The organism is Pseudomonas sp. Pse1 (genome assembly GCF_024519635.1).
Lineage (GTDB): Bacteria > Pseudomonadota > Gammaproteobacteria > Pseudomonadales > Pseudomonadaceae > Aquipseudomonas.
The window spans coordinates 1-11,853 of record NZ_JALJRO010000027.1 but is presented as its reverse complement, the minus strand read 5'-3'; the positions used below and the strand labels follow the sequence as shown (position 1 = coordinate 11,853).

4 protein-coding genes are annotated in these 11,853 nt (G+C 66.8%); 2 read left to right on the top strand and 2 right to left on the bottom strand.

Annotation, left to right across the window (positions count from 1 at the left end):
• Nucleotides 1-4: 4 nt before the first annotated feature.
• Together NR126_RS26030 and NR126_RS26025 are read right to left on the bottom strand one after the other, a co-directional pair.
• Nucleotides 5-8,932: a non-ribosomal peptide synthetase gene (locus tag NR126_RS26030; protein ID WP_256832289.1), complete on the bottom strand. Its 8,928-nt coding sequence runs from the start codon at nt 8,930-8,932 to the stop codon at nt 5-7.
• 5 nt (nt 8,933-8,937) lie between these two features.
• Nucleotides 8,938-9,915 carry a TauD/TfdA family dioxygenase gene (locus NR126_RS26025; RefSeq protein WP_256832288.1) on the bottom strand — a complete coding sequence of 326 codons (978 nt, stop codon included), beginning with the start codon at nt 9,913-9,915 and terminating at the stop codon, nt 8,938-8,940.
• A gap of 201 nt (nt 9,916-10,116) precedes the next feature.
• On the opposite strand from NR126_RS26025, the gene NR126_RS26020 reads away from it, so the two are divergent.
• Nucleotides 10,117-10,332, top strand: coding sequence for an MbtH family NRPS accessory protein (locus tag NR126_RS26020; protein WP_027618454.1), 216 nt, complete (start codon nt 10,117-10,119; stop codon nt 10,330-10,332).
• A gap of 25 nt (nt 10,333-10,357) precedes the next feature.
• Entirely contained in the window at nt 10,358-11,752 is a 1,395-nt protein-coding gene (locus tag NR126_RS26015) for a diaminobutyrate--2-oxoglutarate transaminase (protein WP_256832287.1), read from the top strand.
• Nucleotides 11,753-11,853 lie beyond the last annotated feature (101 nt).

Genomic DNA, 11,853 nt, shown 5'->3' with positions numbered 1-11,853 from the left:
TCGTTCATTGGGTGATCTGATCCTGCAGTTCGGTTGCGTCATGGCGGGCGGCCAGCCGGGCCGGTTCATGCATGTCGCCCATGGCGACAGCGATCTTGCGTGGACCTTCGTACGGGTCGCGGGCGTGGGCGGCGATCAGGTTGTCGAGCATCACCACGTCCCCGCGCTGCCAATCGAAACGCACCGCGCAGGCTTCGTAGAGCTCGCCGATCAGGGCCATGCTGGTGTCGTCAATCGGGCTGCCGTCGCCGAAGTACACCTGACGCGGCATGCGCTCCTGGCCCACCATGCTCAGCAGGTCCTGACGTACCTGGGGCTCGAGGCAGAAGGTGTGGTGCAGCTGCAACTGGTTGAAGAAACTGCGCTCACCACTCAGCGGATGACGGATCACGGCCGGGCAGCGGGTGCGGGTTTGCAGCTCGTCATTGGCCAGCCAGCGCAGCTCGGTATGGCTGGCCCGGCACAGGGCTTCCACCTGCTCGCGGCTGTCGGTCTTGAAGAATTCCCGCCAGTTGACGTCGAGGCGCTCGGTGAAGGTGCGCACGTAGAGCAAGCCCTTGCGTTCGAAGGCCTCGGCCAACTCCGTCGGCAACTGCCGGTACAGCGTGCGGCAGTCGACAATCGGCGTGGCGCCACCCACCGGCGATGGCTGCTCGCAGTAGAACCACTGCTTGCGCGGCGAGCGCGGCAGGTGCGAGCTCTCGTTATGGAACAGGATCATCTCGCGCTCGGGGTAAGGCGTGGAGCGGTAGATATTGCGACCGCCTTCCTTTTTCGGCAGGTCGCCGTAGCCACCGAACAGCCCGGGATGAATGGCTTCGGCAAAGGCTTCGAAGGCTTTCGGATCGTCGAGGGCGAAGCCACGGAACAACAGGCCGCCGTGCTGGCACAGCAGGCTATCGATCAGGTCCCGCGAACTGTGGGCCCAGGCCACCGGGTCGAGGTCGGCGGCAACGGGTTCGATCAGCAGCGGGAACTCGTGGCCCGGCAACAGCGCCGAGGTGCGAATCAATGGCCGTGGGGCAGCGGCGCGGGTCGGCAGCTTTTTCAGCTTGTCGAGCTTGCTGGATGAAGGGGCGGGTTTGGCCAAGGCCGGTGTCTCCACGGAGGGCAGCGTGACGGTGAATTGGGTCAGGGCGGCGTGCGGTTGCTCGACCACCTGGTGCAGCAGTTCCAGCCAGGCGCCGATCAGCGCGTCGATGCGCTCGCCCTTGAACAGCGCACGGGCGTACACCCAGTCGCCGCGCATGAGGTCGCCGTCACGCTCGAGGAACAGCGCCATGTCGAACTTGCTGGTGCGCTCGGCCGCAGGCTGCATGCGCACCTCGAGCCCGGGGATCGAGAACGCCTGGGTCGGGGTGTTCTGCAGCACGAACAAGGCTTGCACCAGCGGGTTGCGGCTGCGCTCCCGTGGCACTTGCGCGGCCTCGACGATACGGTCGAACGGTAGCGCCTGGTGCTCCAAAGCTTGCAGGCAGGTGTCGCGGGTGCGGCCGAGGAACTCGCGCAGGGTCTCGCCGGCCAGGCGCCGCGAGCGCAACGGCAGGACGTTGACGAAGAAGCCAATCAAGCCTTCCAGATCGGCGTGCTCGCGGCCGGCGACGTCGGTGCCGAGCAACAGGTCGTCGGCACCGGTGACGCTGTGCAGCAGCAGTTCGAAGCTGGCCAGCAGCAGCATGTACAGGCTGACGCCTTCGGCCAGGGCCAGGGCGTCGAGGCGCGCCAGCAGCGGCCCAGGGATCTCCAGCGCTTTGGCGGCGCCACGGGCGTCAGCCTGCGCGGGGCGTGGCCAGTCGCACGGCAAAGCCAGCACCTGGGGCGCGCCATGCAGTTGGCGTTGCCAGAAGTCGACTTCGCGCTCCAGCGCCGGGCCTTGCAGGCATTGCCGTTGCCAGGCGGCGTAGTCGGCGTACTGCACCGCCAGGGCCGGCAGCGATGCCTGCTGGCCGTCGCGATAGCTTGCATAGAGCTGGCTGAATTCATTGACCAGCACGCCCACCGACCAGCCGTCAGCGACCATGTGGTGCAGTGCCAGCAACAGCAGGTGCTGTTGATCGCCGAACTTGAGTACCCGGGCGCGGATCAGCGGCGCCTGGCGCAGGTCGAACGGCAGGCGCAGGTTGTCCAGGCTCTCCTGTTCGGCGATCTGCAGGCGCTGGGTTTGATCCATGGCGCTGAGGTCACGCAGGCCGACCTCCAGCTCGAGGTGCTCGGCGATCAGCATGATCGGCTCGCCGTCGATGTCGTGGTAGGCGCTGCGCAGGACTTCGTGACGGGCGAGCAGCGCATTGAAAGTGGCACGCAGCGCAGGCATCTCCAGTGGACCGTTCAAGGTCAGGCTGGCGGCCATGTTGTAGGACGCCGATGGGCCGTGCAGGCGGTCGACCATCCACAGCCGTTGCTGACTCAGCGACACCGGCATATGGGCCTGGCGCGGCAATGCCAGCAACTGCGGACCCGCCACAGCCTGAGTGGGCTCGGCGGCCAGCGCGTCGAGACGCCCGGCCAGTTGCCACAGCAGCGGGGTCTCGAACACGCTGCGCAGCGGCAGTTCCAGGGCGCAGCGCTGGCGGATGCGGGCGATCAAGCGGGTAGCCAGCAGCGAGTGGCCGCCGGCTTCGAAGAAGTGGCTGCTGCGGCCCAGAGGCTGCTCAGGCAACAATGCCGCCCACAACTCGCCCAGCAGATGCTCGTGGGCGCTGACCAGGGGTTCGACCTCTGCGTGTTGCAACGACGGCAACGGCAGGGCCTTGCGATCGACCTTGCCGTTGGCGTTGGTCGGCCAGCTGTCCATGGCCACCCACAGTGACGGCACCATGTACGCCGGCAGGCTATCGCGCACGTGTTGGGCCAACTGGGCGTCCGTCAGCCCATGGCCGCTGCGGCCTTGCCAGTAGCCCACCAACAGGTCGCTGCCACCGAGGTTTTGCAGGTTGACCATGGCCCGCAGTACGTCGGGGTGGCGCTCCAGATGCGCCTCGATCTCCCCCGGTTCGATGCGGAAACCGCGCAACTTGAGCTGGAAGTCTTTGCGCCCCAGGTACTGCAGCACGCCGTCGGCGTCCCAGCGGGCCAGGTCGCCACTGAGGTACAGGCGGCTGCCCGGTGCGCCGAACGGATTGGGGATGAAGCTGGCGGCGGTGCGCCCAGGGTCACCCAAATAACCACGGCTGACACCGATGCCGCCGATGGCCAGCTCGCCGACCACCCCGGCGGCGACCGGTTGCAGGTCGTGACCGAGGACGTAGAGTTCGGCGTTGGCGGTGGGTCGGCCGATGGCCACGTTGGCGCCTTGCGCGGGTGCCTGATACAGCGGCTGGAAGGCCACGTCATCGGAGCATTCGGCCGGGCCGTAGGCGTTCATCAACGGTATCTGCGGGTAGTGACGGAACCACAGTTGGGCGGTGGCCACCGGCAGTGCTTCGCCGGTCGGCAGGACCCAGCGTAAATGGGGCAGCGCCAGTGGCTGGTCATCGAGGCTTTCGAGCATGGCCTGGAGCAATGCCGGCACCGGTTCGAACAGGCTGACGCGGCGCTCGCGCAGCAGTTGCAGCAGGGCTTGCGGATCACGCACCAGCGCGTCGCCGATGATCTCCACGCAGGCGCCGAACAACGGCGCGGTGAGGGTCTGCCAGACCGAAATGTCGAAGCAGGCCGGGGCGGTCTGGGCGATCACGTCGTCGGCGTTCAGGTCCAGTGGCTGCAGCTTGGCGAGCATGTTATTGAGCATGCCGGCCTGGGGCACCATCACCCCTTTTGGCTGGCCGGTGGAGCCGGAAGTGAACAGCACGTAGGCCAGTTGATCGGGGCGCGCCGGCTGCTGCGGGAGGATGCCGGTGGCGCTCATTTCCAGCAGGTCCGAGGGCCGCGCGCGGTGGCCCTGGTAGACCGACGCCAGCGGCTCGGCATAGGCCTCGCTGCAAATCACCAGCGGCTGCTCCAGGCGCGCCAGCACCTGCTGCCAGCGCGCGGGCGGCTGCGAGGGTTCCAGCGGCAACCAGCCACAACCGGCACGCAGGGTCGCGACCATCAGGCAGAACCATTCGATGCCACGCTCGGCCAACAACGCCACCGGTCGCTCGGGTTGCGCGCCCAGCGCTTGCAGGCCCCGGGCCAGGCGCTCGGACTGCTGCCACAGCTGGGCATAGGTCAGCGACTGCCCGGCGCAGCGCGCGACGATGCGCTCGGGGTGCGCGGCGACCTGAGCGGCCACCCGCGCTTCCCAGCTGTGCTCGAGGTCAAAGTCGGCCGGGTTCAGGCCCCAGTCGAGTAGGCGTTGATGCTGGGTCGGGCCGAGTGTGCTCAGTTGTTCCAGGCGGGTGTCCAACGGGCTGTCGAGTGCCAGCAACAGGTTCAGCAGATCGTCGCTCAGACGCTCCAGCGCGGACGCAGGGAGGCGTTGGGCATCGGCGCTGAACAGCACTTCCAAGCAGCGCCCGGGCAGCACTTCGACGGTCAGGCCGTAGCTGGTTTGTTCGAGGTTATCGAGGACCTTGAAGGTCAGCTCGCCCGCCTGCAACTGGCGCTCGCTGAGGGCCGGCAGGTTCTGGAACACCAGCAGGGTGTCGAACAGCCCGGCACCCCGTGGATGCTGTTGGAGGATCTGCGCCAGCGGCGTTTGCTCGTGCTCGCGCATGGCCACGCTGATCGCCTGCACCTGTTGCAGGTAGTCGCCCAGCGCCATGCCCGGGGCGATCTGCAGGCGCAACGGCAGGGTATTGATGAACACGCCGAGCATCTGCCCGGCATCGGCCAGGGCGTCCGGGCGGCCACTGCTGGTGACACCGAACAGCACCTCGGTGTGGTTGTTGCTGCGCGCCAGCAACAGGCCCCAGGCCGCTTGCATCAGGGTGTTGAGGGTCACTCGGCAGGCCTTGCCAAGGGCGTTCAGACGGCTGCTTTGGGCTTCACTCAGGCGCAGGCTGCGGCTGTGGTAGCGGGATTGGCTGCCGGGTTCGGCCGGGTTCAGCGCTGGCAGCGTACCGACGCCTTCAAACTGTGCCAGGTGTTGCTGCCAGTACTGCAGGCTGTGCTCGGCCGGCTGTGCAGCGAGCCAAGCGATGTAGTCGCGGTAAGGCGGACGCGAGGGCACGGCGAGGCCGTTGTAGCGGGCGAGGATTTCCTCCATCAGCATCACCGAACTCCAGCCGTCGGCGATCAGGTGATGGCGGCTCCAGATCAACCAGCTGTGCTGTGCGTCGAGGTGGATCAGCGCCACGCGTTGCAGCGGCGGGCGCTGCGGGTCGAAACCTTGCGCGCGGTCGGCCTGGCAGTAATCATCCAGGGCCTGCTGGCGTTGCGCCGGGGTGAGCGCGCTCCAGTCCAGGCGTTGCACGGGCAGGGTCAAGGCACTGCACACGCCTTGCATCGGCTCATCCAGACCTTGCCAGACAATTGCCGTGCGCATCAGCGGATGGGCGGCGAAGGTGGCGTGCCAGGCCGCCAGGTAGCGTTCGGCGTCCAGCGGGCCTTGCAGTTCGGCCTGCAACTGGTTGACGTACACGCCGCTGGCGCCTTCCAGCAGGCTATGGAACAGCAGGCCTTTTTGCAGCGGCGACAGCGGGTAGGCGTCTTCCAGGGCAGTGCCGAGCAGGGCTTGCAGCGGTTGCCGTTGCTCGACGCTGAGTGCCACCGACGGCAGGGCGGGCGCTGCCACAGGCGCGGGCTGGGCCGCTGGGCGCTGAGTGAGGAGCAGGGCCAGGGCGTCGATCCGTGGCTGGGCGAACAGTTCTTTCGGGCTGAATTTCAAGCCCCGCTTGCGCGCCTTGGCGATCACTTGCAGGGCGATGATCGAGTCGCCGCCGACGCTGAAAAAGTCGTCCTCGCGGCTGAGGTCCGGACGCTCCAGGACGTCCCGCCAGACGGCCAGCAACTGCGCCTCCAGGTCTTTCAGCGGTGAGTCCAGGGTGGCCGCGAGGCGAGCGATGGTGGGGTGGGCGAAGAAATGTTTGGGGGTGAACTTGAGCTGTGCCTTGCGCGCCTTGGCGATCAGTTGCAGGGCCATGATCGAGTCGCCACCGAGGGCAAAGAAGTCGTCGTGAATCGACAGCGCCGGCTTGTCCAGCACCTCGCACCAGAGCGTCAGCAACAGCGCTTCGACCGGGTCGCGCGGGGCGCTGAGGGCCTGGGTCGGGGCTTGCTGGGGGACCGGCTGGGGCAGGTTGTGCCGGTCGACCTTGCCGTTGCCCAGGCGTGGCAGACGTTCGAGTTCGACGTACAGGCTCGGCAGTAGCGGCTCGGGCAGGCGCTCGGCCAGTTGCTGGCGCAGCTGCGCAAGGTCCAGCCCGGTCTCGGTCACCAGGTAGGCGATCAGTCGGGGTGCTTCGCCTTCGCCCAGGGCGCGGGCGATCACCGCCGCTTCGCGCACCCCGGCACAGGCGCGCAAGCCGGCTTCGACCTCGCCTGGCTCGACACGAAAACCACGGATCTTCACCTGATCGTCGATTCGGCCGAGGAACTCGATGGCGCCGTTACCCAGCATGCGCACGCGATCGCCGCTGCGATAGAGGCGCTGGCCGTTGCCGGCGAATGGGTCGGGAATGAATTGCCGGGCAGTCAGGCCGGGTTGGCCGAGGTAGCCGTCAGCCACCCCGGCGCCGCCGATGTACAACTCACCGACGCTGCCCAACGGCAGCAGCGCCAGGTGCGGGTCGAGCACGTGCACCTGGACGTTATCCAGCGGCAGGCCAACCGGGGCGAAGCCGGAAAGGCTCGGGGCCTGGTCCAGCACGGCGTGGGTCAGGCAGCCGACGGTGGTTTCGGTGGGACCGTAGTGATTGACGATGCGGCAGGTCGGTGCAAGGTCGCGCAGGCGCTTGACCAGCGCCAGGTCCAGGCCTTCGCCGCCGAGCACCAGGCACTGGCGTGGCAGCAGGCGTTGCGGCTCGGCCACGGCGAGCAGGGCCGCCAGGTGCGACGGCACGATCTTCAGGCAGTCGACCGGGTTGGCCGCCCAGTACCGGGCGAGTGCTTCCGGGTCGCTGGCCAGCTCGTCGCTGATCAATTGCAGGGTGCGACCGCTGAGCAGCGCACCGAACCAGGCGGTGTAGCCCAGGTCCGCAGCGACGCTGGCCAGGGCGGTCAGGCTGGCCTCGGGATTCAGGGCCAGCGGCTTGAGCACGGCGTCGGCGTAGTGCAGCAAATTGCTTTGGGTGACCCGGACGGCCTTGGGCGTACCGCTGGAGCCGGAGGTGTAAATCAGATAGGCCAGTTGCTGTGGATGGGCGACGCCCTGTGCAACCTGGGTGCCTGGGCGCAGGCTGTGGAGGGTCTGCGCGGGGTCGATCAGTACGCTGGCGCCGCTGTCGTCGAGCAGTTGCTGTTGGCGCGCGGTGGGCAGGGCAGGGTCGAGGCACAGGTAGGCGGCGCCGAGTTTCCAGCTGGCGAGCATGGCGGTGATCAGCGCGCGGCTGCGCGGCAAAGCGATGGCGATGATCTGCCCGGCAGCAGCACCGGCTTCCCTCAGGCGTCCGGCCAGTTCGCTGGCAGCTTGATCCAAAACGCTGTAGCTCAGGCTCCCGTCGGCGTCGCGCAGGGCGATGCGCTGGCCGTGGGCTTGCACTTGGTGCTCGAAGGCCGCCACGGCGGTGGCGAAGGCGGGCGCCTGGCTGGCCCCGACGCGGCGTGCGCGGTTGGCCGGCGGTGTGGCGGCCAGTTGGTGCACCGGGCTGTCGACCTGAGCGAGGGCATTGCCGGCGAACCAGGCGAAGTCCTCGGCCAACTGGGCGATGCGGTTGGCGTCGAACAGGTCGCTGCGATAGCGCCACTGCGCGAGCAGGTGCACGCCGTCATCCTGCCAGCGCAGGTTGAGTTCGTTGGCCGCACCGCGCTGGGTAAACAGGTGCTCGCGCACGCTGTAGTCAGCGAAGGCGTCGTCACGGCGGCTTGGCATGTAGGTCATCATGCAATGAAACAGGGGACCGCTCTCGATCTCCTGCTGCAGGCGCGCCGCCGGATAGCGGCGATGACGCAGGCCCTCGCGCATTTGCTGGGCGGTGTCGCGCAGGCAATCGGCCAGGCTCGGGGCATGGGCGAAGCGCGCGCGCAGCGGCAGGGAGTTCAGGGTGAAGCCGATCAGGTGTTTGTAGCGGGCCTTGTGCCGGTCCATGGTCGGCGTGCCGATGAGGAAATCATCCTGGCCGGTGTAGCGGTGCATGAACACCTGGAACAATGTCGCCAGCACCACGTACAGGCTGACGCCTTGCTCCTCGGCGAGCTGGCGCAGGCGGTTGCTGAGGGCCGGGTCGAGCAGGCGTTCGACTTCGCCGCCGGCGAACCCGGGCGTGCGTGGACGTGGGCGGTCGGCAGGCAGCGCCAGCGCGCTCGGGCTGCCGCTGAGTTGATGGCGCCAGTAGCTGGCTGCCGCGCTGAGTTTGTCCTCGGCCAGCAGCGCCCGCTGCTCGTCCAGCCAGTCGAAATACAGCCCGGCGGCTGGCAGTTCCAGGGCTTCACCGTTGAGCTCGGCATGGTAGGCGGCGAAGGTCAGCTTGAGCATCCATTCGACGCTGAGAAAATCCCCGCTGATGTGGTGCGCGGCCATGCACAGGTACAGCCGGCCGTCGCTCTGCAACAGGTGAAAGCGGCAGATGTCCGCCGCTGCCAGGTCGAACGGCTGGTCGGCGTGCGCCTCGATCCAGGCGGTGACGCCGGCGCTGTCGAGGCCGTCGATGCGCTCGATGCGGGTGTTCACCTGGAGCTGTTCGGGGCGGTACATCCACAGCGTGCCGTCCTGCTCGCGGTAACCGCAGTGCAGGGTCTCGCAGTGTTCGACCAGTCGGGTGAAGGCCCGGCACAGGGCGGCGGGGTCGAGGTCGGCGCGCAGCTCGCGGGCGGCGACCATGTTGTACGCGGCGCTCGTCGGGTTGAGCTGGTGGTTCTGCCACAGCGCCTGCTGGCCGGCGCTGGCCTGATGCAACGGGTAGGCGGTTGTCATCGGGGTCACTCCTGAGCCGGTTCAGCCATGGCCACGATCACTTGCCGCGGCCCTTTGAAACTGGCGCGACCATGGGCCACCAGCATGTTGTCGAGCATGAGCACATCGCCTTGCTGCCAGGGGAAGCGCACGGTGCAGTGCTCCAGTACCCCACGGATTTCCGCCAGCGCGCTGTCCTCCAGCTCGCTGCCGTCGCCGTAATAGACATTGCGCGGCAAGTCGAGCGGATCGTCGACCACATCCAGCAGGCTTTCACGCACCGCAGGCGGCAGATTGGAGACGTGGAACAGATGGGCCTGGTTGAACCACACCCGGTCCTGTGTGACGGGGTGGCGAGCGGTGGCCTGGCAGACCTGGCGGGTGCGCAGTTCGCCATCGTCCTTCCATTGGAATTCAATCTGGTTGGCCCGGCAGTAAGCCTCGGCGACGGCGCGGTCTTCGGTGTTGAAGGCCTGCTCCCATGGCAGGTCGAGACCGTTGCCGTAGTTGCGTACGTACATCAGGCGCTTGTCTTCAAAGCGTTGGCGCAGGGCGGGGTCAAGCTGGCGGAAAATCTGCCGGCTGTCGGCAATCGGCGTTTCGCCGCCTTCGACGCTGGGCTGGACGCAGTGGAACCAGATCTTCATCGGCCACTGCAAGGTGTAGGACTGCTCGTTGTGCAGCGGGATGACCTGGTGCGCCGGGTATTCGGTGGAGGTGTACACCCCCTGTTCGATCGCCTTGCGCGGGGTGGAGCCGAATTCGTAGTTGAGCAGCGGGTGGCCGAAGCTGCGGACCAACGCCTGGAACGCCTGTTCGCCGAGGACATCGAAACCGCGCAGGAGCAGGGCGCCGCTCTCGTGCAGGCTGGCGTCCACCAATGCCTGCAACGCTTCTACTTGCCAGGCCCCCGGTTGGTCTGGCGTGACCAGCAACGGCAGGTTGCGGTCCGGCAAAAGTGCTTGCATCGACAGGCCATTGATTTGCCCGACACCTCGTCCCATGAGCTTGCTCCTCTGTTCTTATCGTGTTCATGGCGTAAAGCCATTACGGGGCCGTCAACGGCCCGGACAGAAATATATACGAAAGATATGGCAAGTGTTAATGATATTAATTAGCATTCGCAGCGCATTATTGCACCTCGGCTGCAGCCTCGTTTCGGGCCGCCGGGATCCATTGAAAAACGCTCGTTCAAGGACTCTGAAATGAATTGGGATAAGGCTGACAGCGGGTTCGTGGTGGTGGTCAATCACGAGGAGCAGTACTCCATCTGGCCGGACTACAAAGTCCTGCCCGAAGGCTGGCGTGCGGTCGGCCAGCAGGGCGACAAGGCCCAGTGCCTGGCCTGGATCGAACAGAACTGGACGGACATGCGCCCGCTGAGCCTTCGCCTGGCGCTGCAATCGGCCGACCCGCGCTGATCGCGCGCCACTGAGGGAATGCTCCATGGAAGACGTTGAGTTTTCGCCGTTCAGCCTTGCCCATTTTCGTCGTCAGGCCCCGCGCCATTTCGACGCTGACCCACTGCTCGAACGCCAGGCCGCCCGCGAGTCGAATGCGCGCTCTTACCCACGGCGCATTCCGCTGGCGCTCAAGCAGGGGCACGGGATCTATGTGCAGGACACCCGTGGGCAACTGTTCATGGACTGCCTGGCCGGTGCCGGCACCCTGGCGCTGGGGCACAACCATCCGTGCACGGTGGCGGCGATGCGCGCCACCCTGGACAGCGGCGTGCCGCTGCACACCCTGGACCTGACCACCCCGGTCAAGGATCTGTTTGTCGAAACCCTGTTCAAGGCCTTGCCGCCCTCTTTCGCCCAGGCGCGGATCCAGTTCTGCGGGCCGACCGGAGCGGACGCCATCGAGGCGGCGATCAAGCTGGCGAAGATCGCTACCGGGCGCAAGGGCGTGTTCTGTTTCTCCGGCGGCTACCACGGCATGACCCACGGCGCCCTGAGCCTGATGGGCAATCTGGGGCCGAAACAACTGCCGGGCTCGCTGATGCCCGATGTGCAGGTATTGCCGTACCCCTATGACTATCGCTGCCCGTTTTCGATTGGCGGCGAGGCGGGTATCGACGCGGGGCTGAGCTACATCGAGCAACTGCTGAGCGATCCGGAGTCCGGCGTGCCGCTGCCGGCGGCGGTGGTGGTGGAGGTGGTGCAGGGCGAGGGCGGGGTGATACCGGCGCCGACCCGCTGGCTGCAGGGGCTGCGCAAACTGACCCAAGCGCACGGCGTGGTGCTGATCATCGACGAAGTGCAGAGCGGTATCGGCCGCACCGGGCGGATGTTCGCCTTCGAACACGCCGACATCACGCCGGACGTGGTGGTGATTTCCAAGGCCGTCGGCGGCGGCCTGCCGCTGGCGGTGGTGGTCTATCAGCCAGAACTGGATCTGTGGAAGCCCGGTTCACACGCCGGAACCTTCCGCGGCAACCAACTGGCAATGGCCGCCGGCACAGCAGCCCTGAACTTCATCGAGGAGCAGGGGCTGGTGGCCAACGCCGAGCGCATGGGCGACTACCTGATGACCCGTCTGCGCCAGTTGCAGCGGGATTTCCCGTGCATCGGCGATGTGCGTGGGCGCGGCCTGATGGTCGGGATCGAGATCGTTTCCACGGCTGCCGGCCAGGGCCGGGTGCCGGCAGGCGACGGCGTGCTGGCCAAGGCGATTCAGCACAATTGCCTACGCGAAGGCGTGATTCTCGAACTGGGCGGGCGACATGGCGCCGTGGTTCGGTTTTTGCCGCCGTTGACCATTGGTGTCGCGCAGGTGGATACGCTGGTGGAGAAGCTGCAGTTGGCTTTGATGGCCAGTCTTGCTGCGACGACGGAGTGAGGGGGGCAGTCCTTTGTGAGGGTGGGCAGGGCAGCCAGTAGGTTGTCCGGGACTGTCAGATTTTTTGTGTGCGGGCCGGTAATGGCCTGCCGTCAGGCAGG

Excerpts from the sequence above, each read along its gene's own strand:
- NR126_RS26025 (WP_256832288.1), bottom strand. The coding sequence starts at position 9,915 with ATGGGACGAGGTGTCGGGCAAATCAATGGCCTGTCGATGCAAGCACTT.
- NR126_RS26015 (WP_256832287.1), top strand. The coding sequence starts at position 10,358 with ATGGAAGACGTTGAGTTTTCGCCGTTCAGCCTTGCCCATTTTCGTCGT.
- NR126_RS26030 (WP_256832289.1), bottom strand. The coding sequence starts at position 8,932 with ATGACAACCGCCTACCCGTTGCATCAGGCCAGCGCCGGCCAGCAGGCG.
- NR126_RS26020 (WP_027618454.1), top strand. The coding sequence starts at position 10,117 with ATGAATTGGGATAAGGCTGACAGCGGGTTCGTGGTGGTGGTCAATCAC.